Origin of the sequence: Roseibium sp. SCP14, assembly GCF_040329475.1 — a bacterium.
Lineage (GTDB): Bacteria > Pseudomonadota > Alphaproteobacteria > Rhizobiales > Stappiaceae > Roseibium.
Genome location: NZ_JBDZYH010000006.1, coordinates 151548 through 168691, shown reverse-complemented (window position 1 = coordinate 168691; position 17144 = coordinate 151548). Strand labels below are relative to the sequence as shown.

At 57.7% G+C, this 17144-nt stretch carries 16 protein-coding genes; 10 read left to right on the top strand and 6 right to left on the bottom strand.

Translation table 11 applies throughout. The annotated features are described in order from the left end of the window. The first annotated feature begins 13 nt into the window (after nt 1-13). The gene (gene aroB, locus ABLQ08_RS23655; RefSeq protein WP_352947665.1) at nt 14-1156 is read left to right on the top strand and encodes a 3-dehydroquinate synthase; all 1143 of its coding nucleotides are present in this window, start codon (nt 14-16) and stop codon (nt 1154-1156) included. After that, the gene (locus ABLQ08_RS23650) at nt 1153-2481 is read left to right on the top strand and encodes an HlyC/CorC family transporter (protein WP_352947295.1); all 1329 of its coding nucleotides are present in this window, start codon (nt 1153-1155) and stop codon (nt 2479-2481) included. Before aroB ends, ABLQ08_RS23650 begins: the two co-directional genes overlap by 4 nt. Nucleotides 2482-2491: 10 nt before the next feature. Here the strand turns inward: ABLQ08_RS23650 and ABLQ08_RS23645 are convergent, their stop codons facing one another. After that, complete coding sequence (locus ABLQ08_RS23645; protein ID WP_352947293.1) at nt 2492-2788, bottom strand: BolA family protein; 297 nt, start codon at nt 2786-2788, stop codon at nt 2492-2494. Nucleotides 2789-2966: 178 nt separating this feature from the next. On the opposite strand from ABLQ08_RS23645, the gene ABLQ08_RS23640 reads away from it, so the two are divergent. From ABLQ08_RS23640 to ABLQ08_RS23625, 4 genes are all read left to right on the top strand, one after another. Beyond that, entirely contained in the window at nt 2967-3557 is a 591-nt protein-coding gene (locus ABLQ08_RS23640) for a J domain-containing protein (protein ID WP_352947291.1), read from the top strand. A gap of 66 nt (nt 3558-3623) precedes the next feature. Then, nucleotides 3624-4610, top strand: a complete 987-nt coding sequence (gene cobS / locus ABLQ08_RS23635) for a cobaltochelatase subunit CobS (protein ID WP_352947288.1) — start codon at nt 3624-3626, stop codon at nt 4608-4610. A 7-nt stretch (nt 4611-4617) separates the two neighbouring features. Then, nucleotides 4618-6528 carry a cobaltochelatase subunit CobT gene (gene cobT, locus ABLQ08_RS23630; RefSeq protein ID WP_352947286.1) on the top strand — a complete coding sequence of 637 codons (1911 nt, stop codon included), beginning with the start codon at nt 4618-4620 and terminating at the stop codon, nt 6526-6528. Nucleotides 6529-6551: 23 nt separating this feature from the next. Beyond that, complete coding sequence (locus ABLQ08_RS23625; RefSeq protein WP_352947284.1) at nt 6552-7586, top strand: esterase-like activity of phytase family protein; 1035 nt, start codon at nt 6552-6554, stop codon at nt 7584-7586. A 57-nt stretch (nt 7587-7643) separates the two neighbouring features. Here the strand turns inward: ABLQ08_RS23625 and ABLQ08_RS23620 are convergent, their stop codons facing one another. Together ABLQ08_RS23620 and rpmB are read right to left on the bottom strand one after the other, a co-directional pair. Continuing rightward, nucleotides 7644-8330 carry a VUT family protein gene (locus ABLQ08_RS23620; protein WP_352947281.1) on the bottom strand — a complete coding sequence of 229 codons (687 nt, stop codon included), beginning with the start codon at nt 8328-8330 and terminating at the stop codon, nt 7644-7646. 17 nt (nt 8331-8347) lie between these two features. Beyond that, entirely contained in the window at nt 8348-8644 is a 297-nt protein-coding gene (gene rpmB / locus ABLQ08_RS23615; protein WP_352947279.1) for a 50S ribosomal protein L28, read from the bottom strand. A 343-nt stretch (nt 8645-8987) separates the two neighbouring features. Here rpmB and ABLQ08_RS23610 point away from each other — a divergent pair, with 343 nt between their 5' ends. The 3 genes from ABLQ08_RS23610 (at nt 8988) to ABLQ08_RS23600 (ending at nt 12699) form a co-directional block, all read left to right on the top strand. Then, nucleotides 8988-9818, top strand: a complete 831-nt coding sequence (locus ABLQ08_RS23610) for a DUF3108 domain-containing protein (protein ID WP_352947276.1) — start codon at nt 8988-8990, stop codon at nt 9816-9818. A 223-nt stretch (nt 9819-10041) separates the two neighbouring features. Then, the gene (locus ABLQ08_RS23605; RefSeq protein ID WP_352947662.1) at nt 10042-11001 is read left to right on the top strand and encodes an acetyl-CoA carboxylase carboxyltransferase subunit alpha; all 960 of its coding nucleotides are present in this window, start codon (nt 10042-10044) and stop codon (nt 10999-11001) included. Between the two features lie 441 nt (nt 11002-11442). Beyond that, on the top strand, nt 11443-12699 hold the full coding sequence (locus ABLQ08_RS23600) for a murein L,D-transpeptidase family protein (RefSeq protein WP_352947274.1): 1257 nt from the start codon (nt 11443-11445) through the stop codon (nt 12697-12699). On the opposite strand, the gene ABLQ08_RS23595 is transcribed toward ABLQ08_RS23600, so the two are convergent. Together ABLQ08_RS23595 and ABLQ08_RS23590 are read right to left on the bottom strand one after the other, a co-directional pair. Further along, complete coding sequence (locus ABLQ08_RS23595; protein ID WP_352947272.1) at nt 12700-13305, bottom strand: HD domain-containing protein; 606 nt, start codon at nt 13303-13305, stop codon at nt 12700-12702. Between the two features lie 90 nt (nt 13306-13395). After that, nucleotides 13396-14448 (bottom strand): MaoC family dehydratase, encoded by a 1053-nt coding sequence (locus tag ABLQ08_RS23590; RefSeq protein WP_352947269.1) that lies wholly within the window; start codon nt 14446-14448, stop codon nt 13396-13398. 198 nt (nt 14449-14646) lie between these two features. Between ABLQ08_RS23590 and ABLQ08_RS23585 the strand changes: the two genes are divergently transcribed. Further along, nucleotides 14647-15168 (top strand): DUF805 domain-containing protein, encoded by a 522-nt coding sequence (locus tag ABLQ08_RS23585; RefSeq protein WP_352947266.1) that lies wholly within the window; start codon nt 14647-14649, stop codon nt 15166-15168. Nucleotides 15169-15279: 111 nt separating this feature from the next. Here the strand turns inward: ABLQ08_RS23585 and typA are convergent, their stop codons facing one another. Further along, on the bottom strand, nt 15280-17103 hold the full coding sequence (gene typA, locus ABLQ08_RS23580) for a translational GTPase TypA (RefSeq protein WP_352947263.1): 1824 nt from the start codon (nt 17101-17103) through the stop codon (nt 15280-15282). Between the last annotated feature and the right edge of the window lie 41 nt (nt 17104-17144).

Below are 17144 nucleotides of genomic sequence, written 5' to 3'. Positions count from 1 at the left end.
GAAGCGTGACAACATGGCAGATACGATCGTTGCAGAAACCGCCGCAGAAGAGCAAAAAGTCCGGGTCGAACTCGGTGCGCGCAGCTATGACATCAAGATCGGCCGGGGAGTGATAGCAAATGCCGGAGCAGAGATAGCATCCGTTCTCCCCGGCGCACGTGTTGCCGTGGTTTCCGACCGGACCGTTGCGGGTCTTCATCTCGATGCTTTTACCAGCAGCCTGGCGGTTGCTGGTATCGATCATACGGTTCTCACGGTTCCCGCTGGCGAAAGCACCAAGTGTTTCAGCGAATTCGAACGCCTGTGCGACGAAGTTCTGGATGCGCGTCTTGAGCGCGGCGATGCGGTTGTTGCGCTGGGTGGCGGGGTCGTTGGAGACCTGACCGGTTTTGTGGCATCCGCGGTCCGCAGAGGCATGGCATTCGTTCAAGTGCCGACCACCCTGCTTGCGCAGGTCGACAGTTCCGTTGGTGGCAAGACCGGGATTAATTCCCGCCACGGCAAGAACCTGATCGGCGCATTCTACCAACCTGCTCTGGTTCTGGCCGACACGGCTGTTCTCGACACGCTTCCCCTTCGCGATTTCCGGGCCGGTTACGCCGAGGTCGCCAAGTATGGACTGCTGGGCGATGTGGAGTTTTTCTCCTGGCTTGAAGCGAACTGGAAAGCCGTGTTCGCCGGCGGTCCGGAACGGGACGAGGCTGTGGCAAGGTCGTGTCAGGCAAAGGCAGACATTGTTGCAGCCGATGAGTTTGAAGCCGGCCGCAGGGCGCTGCTCAATCTCGGTCACACGTTTGGACACGCATTGGAAGCTGCTGTTTCTTATGAAACCCAGCGTCTTGTTCACGGTGAAGGCGTGTCGATCGGCATGATGCTGGCTCACGAGTTTTCAGAGAGACTCGGTCTTATCGGTGAGGACACGGTTTCCAGGGTGCACAAGCATCTGACCGATGTCGGTCTGCCGGTCCGGATCCAGGAGATACCGGGCCAGTTGCCAACAGCCGAGACTTTCATGGACATCATTGCTCAGGACAAGAAGGTCAGCCGCGGTGCCTTGACCTTCATTCTGACCCGGGGCATCGGCGAAGCCTTCGTTGAAAAGGGCGTTGACCCCGCGCAGGTTTCGGACTTCCTCAAGGAGAAACTCCAAGCATGACGGAAACGGCTCTCTGGCTGGCGGTTGCAGCCATATTTGTGCTTTTGTTCCTCTCAGGTTTCTTTTCCGGTTCGGAAACGGCGCTGACCGCAGCATCGCGGGCGCGCATGCACCAGCTGGAAAAGACCGGAGACTGGAGGGCGCGTGTTGCCAGCCGGTTGATAGCTTCGCGCGAACGGCTGATCGGTGCGCTTCTTCTGGGCAATAACCTGGTCAACATTCTCGCCTCGGCCCTGGCAACGAGCGTGTTTTTGTCGCTCTTCGGCGAGGCGGGGGTTGCGCTCGCCACGCTGGTCATGACCGCTCTGGTGCTGATTTTTGCCGAAGTTCTGCCGAAAACATGGGCAATCACCAATCCGGAACGTTTCGCGCTTGCGGTTTCGCCGATCGTCCGCTTTGTGGTGGCCGTTTTTGGCCCGGTTGTCGTTGGTGTGGAATGGATCGTCCGGCACATCCTGCGGCTGGTTGGCGTCAAGATTGGCGATGATGCCTCGATCCTGTCTGCGCACGACGAATTGCGCGGCGCGGTGGATCTGCAGCATATTGAGGGCGGACTTGAAAAGGGCGAACGCGACCGCCTGGGCGGTCTGCTCGACCTTGCCGAGCTGGAAGTGTCCGACGTCATGGTGCACCGGACCAACATGCTCGCGCTCAATGCCGACGAGGACCCCGCAAAGCTGGTCAATGCCGCGCTGGCCTCGCCTTATACGCGCCTGCCGCTCTGGCGCGGTGAGAGCGATAATTTCGTCGGCGTGTTGCACGCCAAGGATCTGCTGCGGGCACTGCACGCGGTCGGCGGGGATCAGGACAAGATCAATATCCTGGATATCGCCGCACCAGCATGGTTTGTGCCCGACACGACCAGCCTGCAAGATCAGCTGAATGCGTTCTTGCGGCACAAGTCCCACTTTGCGCTCGTTGTCGACGAGTATGGTGAAGTGATGGGGCTTGTCACGCTGGAGGATATTCTGGAAGAGATCGTCGGCGAAATTGCCGATGAGCACGATCTGGAGCTGGAAGGTCTGCGTCCACAGGCGGACGGATCTGTAATTGTCGACGGTTCGGTGCCGATCCGGGACCTGAACCGTGCAGCGGACTGGAGCCTGCCGGATGACGAGGCAACGACGATTGCCGGTCTTGTCATACACGAAGCGCGAATGATCCCGGAAGAACGGCAGATCTTCACCTTCCATGGCTTCCGGTTCACAGTCCTGCGGCGGGAAAAGAACCGCATTACACGCTTGCGCATCATGCCCTTGGGGCAGACGCGCGCACTTTCAGCCGGGGAGCCTCCGCGCGTCACCGCGCAGAACTCACCGGCATAGCAAAGTGCGATCAGTCAGCGATGCGGGCCGCGCGGGGATCCGGTTCGCTGTCGGAACGGATTTCCAGCGCAAGCGCATGTATGCCGCCGGCGATTTCGTCTGCAAGCAAGTCGTTGATGGCCCTGTGCCTTGCCACCCGGTTCATGCCTTCGAAGGCAGCTGCGGCAATTTGCACCCGGAAATGGGTTTCGCCGCCCTCGCGCCAGCCGCCATGGCCTCTGTGTTTTTCCGACTCGTCAATGACGTTCAGGAAAACGGGTGAGAAAGCTGCCGTCAGCTTGTCGGTGATGATCTGTTTCGTGTTCATTTTTTTAACGTGGAACCGGTGTTTTCAAAGTTCAAGTCTTTGCTGGCCCGACCGTGACTGATACAGTTGCTGGCTGTTCGAGTTCCGGGGGCAGGGTTCGCAAATTAGCTCTGGACACCGGATAAATGCAACGCCCTGCGGCTTGTCCGCAACCTGACAGAGTTCGATATTCGACCGCATGAAACTGGATTCAAAACTCTTCGACAGTATCCGGGTCAAGCCGGACAAGGAACGGGTAGCGCAGGACCGTCATCCGGTCTGTGACCATCCGGGATGTCAACGACCTGGAATGCACCGCGCGCCAAAAGGGCGGGAGCGGGAAGGCCAGTACTTCAATTTCTGTGTCGACCACGTACGCGAATACAACAAGTCCTACAACTATTTCGTCGGGATGGGTGACGACGACGTGCGCACCTATCAGAAAGACAGTCTGACGGGGCACCGGCCCACCTGGAAAATGGGTGTAAATCGACAGGCGGCAGACGGTCCGGATGGGTTCGATGCCCGCGCCAGCATGCGTGGAAATGCGCAGCGCAGGGCTGAACAGGTAAGACGCCCGCGACAAAGAAAGCTACTAACGCTTGAAAAACGGTCGCTGGATGTGCTCAATCTCCCATACAATGCCCGTGGCGATGAAATCAAAGCGCGGTATAAAGAGCTTGTAAAACTGAACCATCCGGATGCCAATGGCGGAGACCGGTCTTCCGAAGACCGCCTGCGGGAAATCATTCAGGCCTATAACGTTCTGAAGAAAGCCGGTTTCCTTTAAGCTTGCATGGCCTTGCAGGCTTTTCTCAAATTACCTTTCCCGAACATCCGGGACTGCGGAGGACTGATGACTGAGACGACGACTGCGGCAATGGCCATGCCGGATACCGAGATTTCCGTAGAAGAAGTGTTCGGCTTCAAATCAAGCCTTAAGGTTCCGGCGTTTTCCACCGCATCAGAGCATGTGCCCGAGAGGGACGAGGACTATCTCTTCGACCGTGCAACAACCCTTGCGATCCTTGCGGGCTTTGCGCATAACCGCCGCGTGATGGTGACCGGTTACCACGGTACCGGTAAGTCCACCCATATCGAGCAGGTCGCTTCCCGGCTCAACTGGCCCTGTATCCGTGTGAACCTGGACAGTCATATCTCGCGTATCGACCTTGTCGGCAAGGACGCGATCGTTCTCAAGGACGGTCAGCAGGTGACTGAGTTCCGGGACGGAATTCTGCCCTGGGCCTATCAGCACAATGTCGCACTGGTGTTTGATGAATATGATGCCGGCCGGCCGGACGTGATGTTCGTGATCCAGCGTATCCTCGAATCATCCGGCCGCCTGACCCTGCTCGATCAGAGCCGGGTGATTCGTCCGCATGCCGCATTCCGCCTGTTCGCGACTGCCAACACCGTTGGTCTTGGCGACACGTCCGGTCTTTATCACGGAACCCAGCAGATCAACCAGGCTCAGATGGACCGCTGGTCGATTGTCACGACACTGAACTATCTGCCGCATGACAATGAAGTTGATATCGTTCTGTCCAAGGCCAAGCATTTCCAGACCGACGAGGGACGCAACATCGTCTCCAAGATGGTGCGCCTGGCGGACATGACCCGCAACGCGTTCATCAACGGCGATCTGTCGACCGTCATGAGCCCGAGAACAGTCATCACCTGGGCGGAGAACGCGGAAATCTTCGGCGATGTCGGCTTTGCGTTCCGTCTCACTTTCCTGAACAAGTGTGACGACATGGAACAGTCGCTTGTGGCCGAGTTCTATCAGCGTTGCTTTGGCGAAGATCTGCCGGAGTCGTCCGTCAACGTCGTAATGAGCTGAGGTGCACATGGCTCCGAGGCCAGGTAGCAATTCTCTTCCGGGCAACAAGCCCGCCCCGACCACCGAGCCGTTCAAGCAATCGGTGAGCGGAACCATGCGGGCAATCTCCGGGGAAGCGGAGCTGGAGGTCGTGTTCTCCGGTGATCGGCCAGGCCTGTCGGGCCTGTCAGCACGCTTGCCCGAGCCCACGCGAAAGGTCAATGCGCACGAGATCGCGGTCACGCGCGGTCTGTCGGACTCCATGGCACTGCGCATTGCCTGCCACGACAAGGCGGTCCACGCCAAGAATATGCCGCAGGGCTCGGATGCCAGGACAATTTTCGAGGCCGTCGAACAGGCGCGCTGCGAGGCGGTCGGCGCCCGGCGCATGCAGGGCGTTGCGGACAACCTGGCCATCATGCTGGACGACCGGTTCCGGAAATCCGGGGCGCCGGATATTTCCAGCCGCGATGAAGCTCCGCTGCAGGACGCCTTGTCCCTGATGGTGCGCGAACGCCTTACGGGGGCAGAGCCGCCGGAAAGCGCGAAAAACCTTGTCGACATGTGGCGTGGCTGGATCGAGGAAAAGGCCGGGAGTGACCTCGACAGGCTTGAAGCGGAAGTCGAGGACCAGAATTCGTTTGCGGCGCGTCTGCGTGACGTCCTGAAATCGCTTGATATGGGCGACGAACTCGGGGATCAGGACGAAGACACCGATCCAGATCAAAACGAGGACCAGGGCAACAACGACGAAGCCGAATCGGGCGACGACAATCAGGAAGACAGCGGTGAGCAGGAAGCTGCTCCGCAGGAGATGGAACTTTCCGGCGAAGAGCAGGACAGCGGGGAAACGGAAGCTGCCGAGGCCGATATGGAGGATTTCGCCGACCAGGATCTGGCGGAAGATTCCGAGGAACCAGGCGAGAGCGACCGTCAGGACCTGCCGTTCACCAACCGGCCGGAAACCGATTATCGCGTGTTCACGCATCAATTCGATGAAACCATAACGGCCGAAGAGCTTTGTGACACGGCCGAGCTGGATCGCTTGCGGGGGTTCCTCGACAAGCAGCTTACTCATCTTCAGGGGGCGGTCGCCAGACTTGCCAACCGGCTGCAGCGCAAGCTGATGGCGCAGCAGAACCGGGCCTGGGATTTCGATCTCGAAGAAGGGCTTCTCGATACTGCCCGGCTGACCCGCGCCGTCACGGACCCGATGTCGCCACTTGCCTTCAAGCAGGAGCGCGACACGAATTTCCGCGATACGGTGGTGACACTGCTTCTGGACAATTCCGGTTCCATGCGCGGACGTCCGATCACGGTTGCAGCGACCTGTGCAGATATTCTTGCCAGAACGTTGGAACGGTGCGGCGTGAAGGTGGAGATTCTGGGCTTCACGACAAAAGCCTGGAAAGGCGGCCAGTCGCGCGAAAGCTGGATCGGGGCCGGAAAGCCGCCGACACCCGGGCGTTTGAACGACTTGCGCCACATCATCTACAAGTCCGCCGATGCGCCCTGGCGCCGGGCACGTCGCAATCTCGGTCTGATGATGCGTGAAGGCCTTTTGAAGGAGAACATCGACGGCGAAGCGCTTCTGTGGGCACACGATCGACTGCTTGCCCGTCCGGAGCAGCGCCGGATCCTCATGATGATTTCCGACGGTGCACCGGTCGACGACACGACGCTTTCCGTCAATCCGGGCAATTATCTCGAACGCCATCTGCGTTACGTGATCGAGGAAATCGAGACGAGGTCGCCGGTCGAGCTGATCGCCATCGGGATCGGTCACGATGTCACCCGTTACTATCGTCGTGCGGTGACCATTGTTGACGCCGAGGAACTGGCGGGTGCCATGACCGATCAGCTTGCCAATCTTTTCGATGATGAGGTCGATCTGTCCTTCCAGCCACGAGGCAGGCGGCGTCGCGCAGGCCAGCGGTAAAAGGTAAGCTTCATGGTGGGGCGATGAGCTTGTTTCGAAGGAAAATTGGGACAACTCTCGCCCTGTTCGCAATGGCAGCAGCTTCCTGCGCCGTTGCATTTCCTTCCGTTGCCCAGGACCTGTTGAGGAAGGGGCAACCGGTCAAGAGCCGCACCAAAACGATTGAAAGCTTCCGGATCGGTCATGACGATAAGCAGTTCGGCAAGCTGACCTTTCTTGGCGGGCTGGAGCTGCTAGCTTCCGACAGGAAGACGGGCGGTCTTTCTGGCCTCGTCAGTCTCGACAAGGGAAACGCCTTTCTTGCAGTCACCGACAATGGGCATTGGGTCGCCGGACAGATCGAGCAATCGGAGGCCGGCAAACCGCTCGACATTTCCGATGTCCGGTCTGCACCGCTTCTGGGAGCCGACGGAAAGACTTTGCGGGTTCGATGGGGCCATGACACGGAAGCATTGACCGTCGCTTCATCGGGCGCATACGTGACCGCCGAAACGTATAATGCCATTTATCGCTACCCATGGCCGATGGAGACCGGCAGTGAGCGCATGATCGGCAAAGTCGCGTTGCCTGACGATATTCTTTCCCTGCCGCGCAATACGGGACTGGAATCCCTGGCCGCGGCCCCTGACGACCATCGATTGGCCGGTCAGCTGGTTGCCATTGCAGAATCGGCTCCAAGTGATGCGCACGATCTTGCGGCGTTCATCATCGGGCCGGAGGGAACTGAACGTTTTGCGATCAGACGCCACGACAGGTTCGATGCGACCGATGCGGCCTTTCTCCCGAACGGCGATCTTTTGTTGATGGAACGCAGGTTCAACCTGCGTGATCTGATCGGATTGAGGTTGCGCCGCTTTTCGTCCGATGCACTCGAACCGGGAGCCGTTCTTGACGGTGAGGTACTTCTGGAAGCGGATTTCGATTACCAGATCGACAATATGGAAGCTTTGGCCGTTCACCAGAACGAAGACGGCGAGACGATTCTGACGTTGGTGTCGGACAACAATCGTTCAATCCTGCAGAGAACTATTTTTCTCAGGTTTCGACTGGAAGACTGAGGTCAAAGAAAAAGGCGCCCTCAGGACGCCTTTTCTGTCTTCATCAGAGCCAATGCCTCAGGCCGCCGAACCGTTGGGCACGGGCTGGAAGATACTCAGAATGATTCGATACGGCGCCAGAAGCGCCACGGCCACGAGCATCTTCACCAGAAAATCACCGACAGCCAACGAGAACCACAACAGCGTTTCAACGTCTCCGCCGATTCCGAGGAAGGGGACCGGGAATGCCAGTGAACCGTCTTCCATGCCGAAGAACGTATCAACGAAGGCGAAGCTTGCCGAGAACGCGATGCCGAAGAACAGGGCCGTATCGATAACCGACCCGATCAGGGAGGAGGTGATCGGCGCTTTCCACCAGCTCATCCGGCGCATGCGATCGAATATCGTGACGTCAAGCAACTGAGCCACCAGAAACGCGGTACCGGAAGCAACCAGGATGCGCGGCGTGGTGAAAGCCTCGTCAAGTGTCCAGAAAAGCATGGGCACGACGATCGCCAGGGCAAAACCGGATATGACCACCTTGCGCGCGGCCTTCGGGCCGAACCGGCGGTTGGTCAGATCGGTTACGAGAAACGCGATCGGATAGGTAAATGCACCCCATGTCAGGGTGTCCGCCAGGTTCACGTTGCCGATGAAATGCTCCACCGGAAACTGGACCAGGTAATTTGAGGCCACAACGACAAGCGCCATCGCGAGAATCGCGATGGCGTGATGGCCCGTGGAGAAACTCCGGGTCTCTGTCATCATATTACCCTTGAGGGTTAGGCAGCAACAGCTTCAGCCTGCTTACGCTTGATGCTGACCTTGATCTTGCGGGCAGCGTCGGAAAGCTGAGCGTCGGAAGCCTTCAGAAGGTATGCGTCCAGACCACCGCGGTGCTCAACGGAGCGAAGTGCGTGCGCGCTGACCTTCAGCTTGAAGGTTTCACCCAGCGTGTCGCTCATCAGAGACACGTTGCACAGGTTCGGCAGAAACCGGCGGCGGGATTTGTTGTTTGCGTGAGAGACGTTGTTGCCCGTCATCACATCTTTGCCGGAAAGTTCGCAACGGCGTGCCATGATATCACCTTTTGTTTTCGTGGCTGGGCCGTTACATGGAACCCAGCATGTCCAAACCGGAACCGGCGCGGACCTGAGGTCCGGCGACATCGTCTCCGGCATTTCTCGGAAAAAGTTGCCCCGCTATAATGGCAGCGCGCGCCAACGTCAAGACATCTCCGGCGCTTTGGCGAGATTCAGTGCTTTTATTTGCCGTGCGGCCGTCCGTTAACCACTGGGTTACCATAATTTAGAAATATTGAAGGCGTTCAACGGACAATTTTCATGGTACTGTTACCGCCGCGGAACACTTACTGGTGCGGGGGCGCAAATCGCTGTCTATTTGACAGTGTGGAGGTTTGAAGTGTTTGGTTTGACGTCTCTCGGGCGGATTGTCGCCCTGCCGATGATTGCCGGCGCGCTGCTGATTTCACCAGCAGAAGCCAAAAAAAGCAGTGTTGGCGGACTTTATTCGATTTCAGTGGCCGGTTTCAAAATTGGCAGGGGAACGCTTTCTCTGGTCGTGCAGGGAAATGCCTATTCGGCAAAAGTCAGCGTGGAACCTGCCGGCATCGGAACGCTGTTCACCACCGGTAAGGGCGGAGCAGAAGCTTCCGGCTGGCTGGTCGGGTCAAAGGTGGTGCCGTCGAAGTACCGAATGGCATCCCGGGCTTCCAATCTGGATTTTTATGTCAATCTCAATCAGGGCTCGCGCAACATTCGGTCCATGGAGGTGGCACCGAAATTCAAGCCCAATCCTGAGCGGATCAAGGTCACCAACCGCCACAAGCGCAATGCAATCGATCCGCTGAGCGCGGCTTTGATGCCGGTCCGCCGCGCCAAGGACAGTCTTGGTCCCAAAGCGTGTTCCCGCAAACTGCCGATATTCGATGGCTGGACCCGGTTTGACATCAAGCTGAGTTACGAGGGAACCAAGGAAGTTTCCGGACGCGGTTATGATGGTCCCGTTGTCGTGTGCAAGGCTCGCTGGGTACCTGTTGCCGGGCATAGACCGTCCAAGGAGTCGGTCAAGTACATGGCCAAGGCCGACATGGAGGTCTGGATGGCTCCGATGGGCCGCGACAATGTGTTGCTGCCTTACCGGATCGCGGTCGATACCAAGAACGGCCGCTTGCTGGTGGAAGCCACAAAACTCAACATTGACGGCGCCGGCAACGATCAGGCTGCCCGCTGAGGTCTGAGCAGAGAGCCTTTACAGACGCAAATTGCCTCCAGGTATCTAAAGCTATAGCGTGAATTCGTTCTGTCGGAGGCTGCCGAGACTTGCGCCCTCTTGCGTCTCTTGATACAGCCCACCACGTATGCCATTCGGGCACGTTCCGTGCCTTTTCAAACTGTTTTTCCGGAACGGCCGCTAGTTGGCTGGCGGTGCCGGGTCGTTTCAGGTAACCGAGTACATGCACAGCTATTTGGAATTCGAAAAGCCCGTCGCGGACATTGAAGGCAAGATCCAGGAACTCAAGGCGCTTGCCGCAGAGGATGGGGAAGAGGTCAATGTCGACAGCGAAATCGACCGGCTGAAAACGAAATCCGCGCAAACGCTCGAAGATCTCTACGCCAAACTGACGCCCTGGCAGAAGACGCTTGTCGCCCGTCATCCGGACCGTCCGCATGCCGTCGACTATGTTGCCGGGTTGATTGAAGACTTCACGCCGCTCGCAGGCGACCGGAAATTTGCCGAAGATCATGCCTTGATCGCTGGTATCGGCCGCTTCCGGGGGCAATCCGTTGCGGTGCTCGCCCAGGAAAAGGGGCACAATACCGAAAGCCGTCTCAAGCACAATTTCGGCATGGTTCGTCCGGAAGGTTACCGCAAGGCTGTTCGGGTCATGGAAATGGCTGAAAGGTTCGGTCTGCCCCTGATCAGTTTTGTCGATACGTCCGGTGCCTACCCGGGGCGTGGTGCGGAAGAGCGCGGCCAGTCAGAGGCCATCGCTCGGTCTACCGATGTCGGTCTCGGACTTGGAACTCCCTCGGTTGCTGTTGTGATCGGTGAAGGCGGTTCCGGCGGAGCGATTGCGATTGCGACGGCCAACAAGGTGCTCATGCTTGAACATGCCATCTATTCGGTGATTTCTCCGGAAGGGGCGGCGTCCATTCTGTGGCGCGACAGTGCCAAGGCACAGGATGCCGCAACGGCGCTGAAGATCACCGCGCAGGATCTGAAGCAGCTGGGTGTGATCGACGGCATCGTCGATGAGCCGGTCGGCGGTGCGCATCGCGCCCGGGAAATCGTTATTGACACCGCGGGCAAGTCCATCGAGGCTGCGCTCAAGGAATTAGAGGGCCTGAGCCCGGACGAGCTGCGCAAACAGCGCCGTGAGAAATTCATCTCTATCGGCAGAACGCTGAGCTAAGCGCGCGACGCGGGACTGCGTCTTAAGCATTTCGTGAAAAGACTGAACTGGCTATCGCAGCCTGAAATCAAAGATTTCAACGCGATAGGTAACGTTCTTTGCTTCAAGCTTTTCACGAAATGCCATAATTCACGGAATTGTCAGATGAAATTTGCAGGAGGCCGCAGCAATTGTGGCCTCCTTTGCCTTTGTGTGGCCAGATTCTGCCGTCATTCAGGCGAGGTTGTGGTTTAAGTCAGGTCGGGTGAACCTCGGGACAACTACACTTTTTTGTTCCTAACGCCCAGTTTCGGTTCGTAGGGGTTAACCAGTTTCAGTAACTTATCGTCAACCATCATTCCCTAGCCTTTGTCTAGGGGGCGAGACGCAGGAAATGCGAACGAGCCGTACGCTGGTCAGCTTCCGGTTTGTTTAGATTTCCGATCATTTTGGGATAGTACAATGGTCTTTCGGCGCCTATTTGATACGCCAGCCAGCCTTCGGCAGGGCTTTAAAGGTCAGTCCGGCCGCAAGGCAACTAAGGTTGGTGCTGCGCTTCTTGCGGCCGGTTTTCTTGCTTCGTGCCAAGCGGATGAATTTGGAACAGGCCCCAAACACCTGCGTCCCGTCAGCTCTTCCCTCAAGCGGAAGATGACCGACATGAACATGAGCTCGACTTCGCCGATCATGATCCGGATCTTCAAGGAGGAATCCGAGCTTGAGGTCTGGAAACAGACCAGATCCGGCAAGTTCAAGCTTCTGGACGAGTTCGAGATCTGCAAATGGTCCGGCAAACTGGGACCGAAGTTCAAAGAAGGCGACCGGCAGGCTCCCGAAGGGTTCTATGAAATCACACCGGCGTTGATGAACCCGAATTCAAGCTATCACCTGGCGTTCAACCTCGGCTATCCGAACAAGTATGACCGATCCCATGGACGGACCGGTTCTCACCTGATGGTTCACGGTGCATGCTCGTCTCGCGGTTGCTACGCGATGACCGATGAGCAGGTTCAGGATATCTATGCGCTTGCCCGAGACAGTTTCAAAGGTGGCCAGAGATCCTTCCAGGTTCAGGCGTATCCTTTCCGGATGACACCGGAAAACATGGCTCGTCACCGGGACAATGAGCATCTTGAGTACTGGAAGATGCTGAAGACCGGTTACGATCATTTCGAAGTCAGCAAAACGCCGCCCAAGGTTTCGGTCTGCGAAAAGAAGTATGTCTTTGACGCGACCACGCTTGTGGAAGGTGTGCCTTTCCGGGCGAGCGCGAAATGCCCGGATTATCAGGTCAGTCCCCGGATCGCGACTGCGGTTGCTTCAAAACAGCGCAAGGACAACGAAAAGTTCCAGCAGCTGGCAGCCCGTTTCGACGCGCGCGACGAACGTCAGAAGCGTTGGGAAGAACGCTCCAACCGTTTTGCCGAAGCTCTTGGTGGTGGAGAGGACGAAACTCAGGCGGCTGCCGTGACGGCCGATGCGCCGGCTGTTGTCAAACAACCTGCCCAGACCGCGGACAAAGCGGCCGAAAACGCGCCAGTGCCACAGCAACAGCCCGACCAGGCGGTGGAAACGGCGTTCGCCCCACAGGAGCAATCCGGTGGCAGCTCCGTTGGCGGCTTCTTCAAACGTTGGGTCCCGTTTGGGCCGAAGGCAACGGAAGAGGCTCCGAGCGCTGCGCCGGCGGCAACCGATGTCGTGCCTTCGGCAAAGCCCTGATCAGCGTTCGAGTGCCGGCAGGCCTGTTGAAACCCCTTCCCGGATGACGTCAGGATCGTATGCCTTGCGGGCGAAGACTTCGCGCACGAGAGGCTCGAAGCTTTCCAGCGTGTCTGTCGGATAATCCGGGTCGAACGAACTCTGGTCCCAGCGTTCGCAGAAATCTGCACAGGCCTTGTAGTGGATGTGGTCCTTGAATCGTTCCCGGGCATCCTGGTCCCAGCCATAGTGGTGCGCGTAATAGACCATCTGGAAGATGCCGTGATGTTCCACGACCCAGGCAACCTCCTCACGCACGAAGGGTCTGATGACTTCCGCTGAGAAACGGTCATGGTTCTGGGGCGCCAGTCCGTCTCCGATATCGTGGAGGAGTGCGCCGACAATCCAGTCGATATCCGCACCCTCGCGGCGCGCCCGCGTTCCGGCCTGCAGTCCATGGGCCATGCGGGTGATCTGATATCCGGACAATGTATCCTCGCCCTGGCGTCGCAGTTCGGCAAGAATACGGTCCGCCGTCATGGCGTGATAGGGTTTTTCGGCCTGCTCAAGAAGCTCGTAGTCTTCCTTGGTGCCGTCCTTCATCTGGGTGAAAGAAACAGTTTTCATGGCTCACACTCCTCCCCATTTGAGAGGAGTGTGAGCGGAACGTCCGGACCTTGTCCAGTTGGCAATTTGACGCCGCTAACTGCCCGCATCCTATCTCGGCATCAGCACCCAATAGTCGAAGTCCAGGATTACGTCGTCCAGATACTTGCCGTCGGCATCCTTCAGCGGAAAGTCGCCGCAGGTGCGGTTCTTGGTGGCAACCAGTCGAAGGCGAAGCGCGCCGGCATCCATGCGGCCTTCGATCTCGGCCTTGTCGATCACTTCCGACCAGGCGTAGACCGTATCGCCGGAGAAAAGCGGAGCGACATGCCGTCCACCATTGATGCCGGCGATATGGAAGGCGTTGCCCAGCCCGTTGAAGGAAAGCGCGCGCGCCAGTGAGATCACATGACCGCCATAGATCAGGCGTTTGCCGAACCGGCCCTGGCCTTCGGAGTGCTGGTTGAAATGCACTTTGGCGGTGTTCTGATAGAGCCGGGTGGCCAGCTGGTGCTCCGCCTCTTCAACGGTCATGCCGTCAACGTGGTCGATTTTTTCGCCGATCTCGTAGTCGTCAAAGCGGAAGGAGGATCCGGAAAGATCATTGTCCCAATTGGCTGAATCGAGCAAGGGGACCGCTGTTCCAAGCGCCTGGGGGTCGATCACGGCCGGAAGATCCGGGACAACAGGTTCCGGTGCAGGGCTTGCTTCATCCCGTTTCCTGACCATGACCCAGCGGACATAATCCAGGACTTCCGTTCCGTTGGATGTGTAACCGGTGGAGCGGACATAAACGACACCGGTCTTGCCGTTGGAGTTTTCCTTCTTGCCGATAACTTCCGAAACGGTTGAGATCGTGTCGCCCGCAAAGACAGGCGCCAGGAACCTGCCGCCTGCATACCCGAGGTTGGCGACCGCGTTGAGGGAGATGTCCGGTACGGTCTTGCCGAAGACGACGTGGAACGTCAGCAGGTCGTCGACCGGGGCGTGAGAATAGCCAAGCGATTTTGCGAACGCATCCGAGGATTGCACGGCGAAGCGTGAGCCATACAGCGCGGTATAAAGCGCCTGGTCACCGCTGGTGATTGTGCGCGGTGTGGCGTGCCGGATCACCTGACCGACTTCAAAGTCCTCGAAAAAATTGCCTCGATTGGTCTTGCTCAACGGTTCCCCTCCCAAATCTGATCTGCTGGAAGGGATTAGAGCCTATTGCAGTGCACACAAGCAAGTCCGACGTTGTGCTGATGGGATTTGGGTAGTCTAAGCATGTTTTCAGAGTGGGTTTGGATACCTTCCGAATTCGAAAATCTTCTGATACTAAGCCTTTGACTGAGTTCGATTTTGATCACTATGAGTATTTCATTGACCAAACATTTTCGAGGGATTGCCAGCAAAATCACTCCACTTAGACTCTATTGGATTTGCTTGACCGATAAATACTCTGACATTCAAGGCCGCGCTGGCCGAAAAGAGTTTTGGTCTTTCATGATAGGGCAAATGATTTTTGGTTCATTTCTTTATTCATTTACACTGTTTGTAGATCCTTTCATCAGAAGTCTTGGAATTGTCAGTAAAGAATTACCGGTTCCAATTCTTTGGCTTTTCCTTGGTATGCTGTTCAGTATTGGAACGATTTACCCTTGGGGAGCAGTTGCCATCAGGCGGATGCACGATTGGGGTCAGTCCGGGAAACTCTTGTTTGTGAGCTTGTCACCGCTTGCGATCTTTGTTCTCGGAATTTTCTTGGAGGCAAAGTCATTTGCGGTTGTGATGACAATTGTCGTGTTACCACCCATCGCGATAGTTGTTATCTGCGCGGGCTTGTTGAGTGTAAAGTCAAGCGAGGGGTCCAACAAATATGGACCGCCTGTCCACTATTCTTAATAGTGGGCATAGGTCTTGGCCTGAAGCAGCTTGCGCTTGACCAAAAAAGGCCGAGCACAAAGAAAAGCCCGGGACGGAACCCGGGCTTTCAGTCAACAGAATAAAACCGGCTTACGCCGATGCCTTGTTGGCCGCCCGTTCGGCGCGCTTGCGTGCATGCGGGTCGAGTTCCGCCTTGCGCAGGCGGATGGTTTCCGGGGTCACTTCCACCAGCTCGTCGTCGGCAATATAGGAAAGCGCGGCTTCCAGGGTCAGCTTCATCGGCGTGGTCAGCTTGACCGCATCGTCCTTGCCGGCTGAGCGGATGTTGGTCAGCTGCTTGCCTTTCAGCACGTTGACTTCCAGGTCGTTGCCGCGCGTATGTTCACCGACGATCATGCCCGGATAGACCTTTGTACCCGGGTCGATCATCATCGGGCCGCGATCTTCAAGGTTGAAGAGAGCGTATGCAACCGCTTCACCGGTGCCGTTGGACAGCAGTACGCCCGTGTGGCGGCCCTGGATCGGACCCTTGTAGGGCTGATAGCCGTGGAACAGGCGGTTGAAGATTGCCGTGCCGCGGGTGTCGGACATCAGTTCCGCCTGGTAGCCGATGAGGCCACGGGTCGGTGCGTTGAACACCAGACGGGTGCGACCACCGCCAGACGGTTTCATTTCGAGAAGGTCGGCCTTGCGCTCCTGAAGCTTCTGGACGACCACGCCGGAATGTTCTTCATCGACGTCGATGATGACTTCCTCGATCGGCTCCAGACGGTTGTTTGCATCGTCATACTGATACACAACGCGTGGACGACCGACACCGAGCTCGAAACCTTCCCGGCGCATGTTCTCGATCAGGATCGCCAGCAGCAGTTCGCCGCGGCCCGACACAATGAATGCATCCGGTTCGTCGGTGTCCTCGACCTTGAGCGCGACGTTGCCTTCGGCCTCTTTCATCAGGCGCTCACGGATAACGCGCGACTGGACCTTGGAACCTTCGGTGCCGGCCAATGGGCTGTCGTTGACACGGAAGGTCATGGACAGGGTCGGAGGATCGATCGGCTGTGCCTGAAGCGGCTCGTCGACGCCGGGCGCGCAGAGACTGTCGGCGACCGTTGCCTTGGTCATTCCGGCGATCGCAACAATATCGCCTGCTTCACCCTGTTCGATCGGCTGGCGCTCCAGGCCGCGGAAGGCCAGGATCTTGGACACGCGACCGTTTTCGACCAGGCTGCCGTCGCGCGCGAGGGCCTTGATCGGCATGTTCGGCACGGCGGTACCGGACACCACACGACCGGTGAGAATACGACCGAGGAACGGATCGGATTCAATCGTGGTGGCCAGCATGCGGAATTCACCCGGCTCTGCTTCAGGTGCAGACACCCTGTCCAGAACCATGTCGAACAGCGGTTCCATGCTGTCTTGCGGTCCTTCCGGTTCCAGAGCCATCCATTCCTGCTTGGCGGAGCCGTAGAGGACCGGGAAGTCCAGCTGGTCTTCGTTGGCATCCAGCGCGGCAAACAGGTCGAAGACCTCATCGAGAACTTCTTCAGCGCGTTGCTCAGGCTTGTCGATCTTGTTGATGGCGACAATTGGCTTCAGGCCGAGCTTCAGGGCTTTGCCAAGAACGAATTTGGTTTGCGGCATCGGGCCTTCTGCGGCGTCGACCAGCAGGATCACGCCGTCGACCATGTGCAGAATACGCTCGACTTCGCCACCGAAGTCGGCGTGGCCGGGTGTATCCACGATGTTGATGCGGGTGTCCTTGTGGACCAGCGACGTCACTTTCGCCAGGATCGTGATCCCGCGTTCGCGTTCGATGTCGTTTGAGTCCATCATCCGCTCTTCGGTGCGCTGGTTGTCGCGGAACGCGCCGGATTGCTTCAGGAGAACGTCGATAAGAGTGGTTTTGCCATGGTCAACGTGAGCGATAATGGCAATATTACGCAGGTTCATGAGCGGGCTCCAAAAGACAGAACGGGCCCCATGCGGACCCG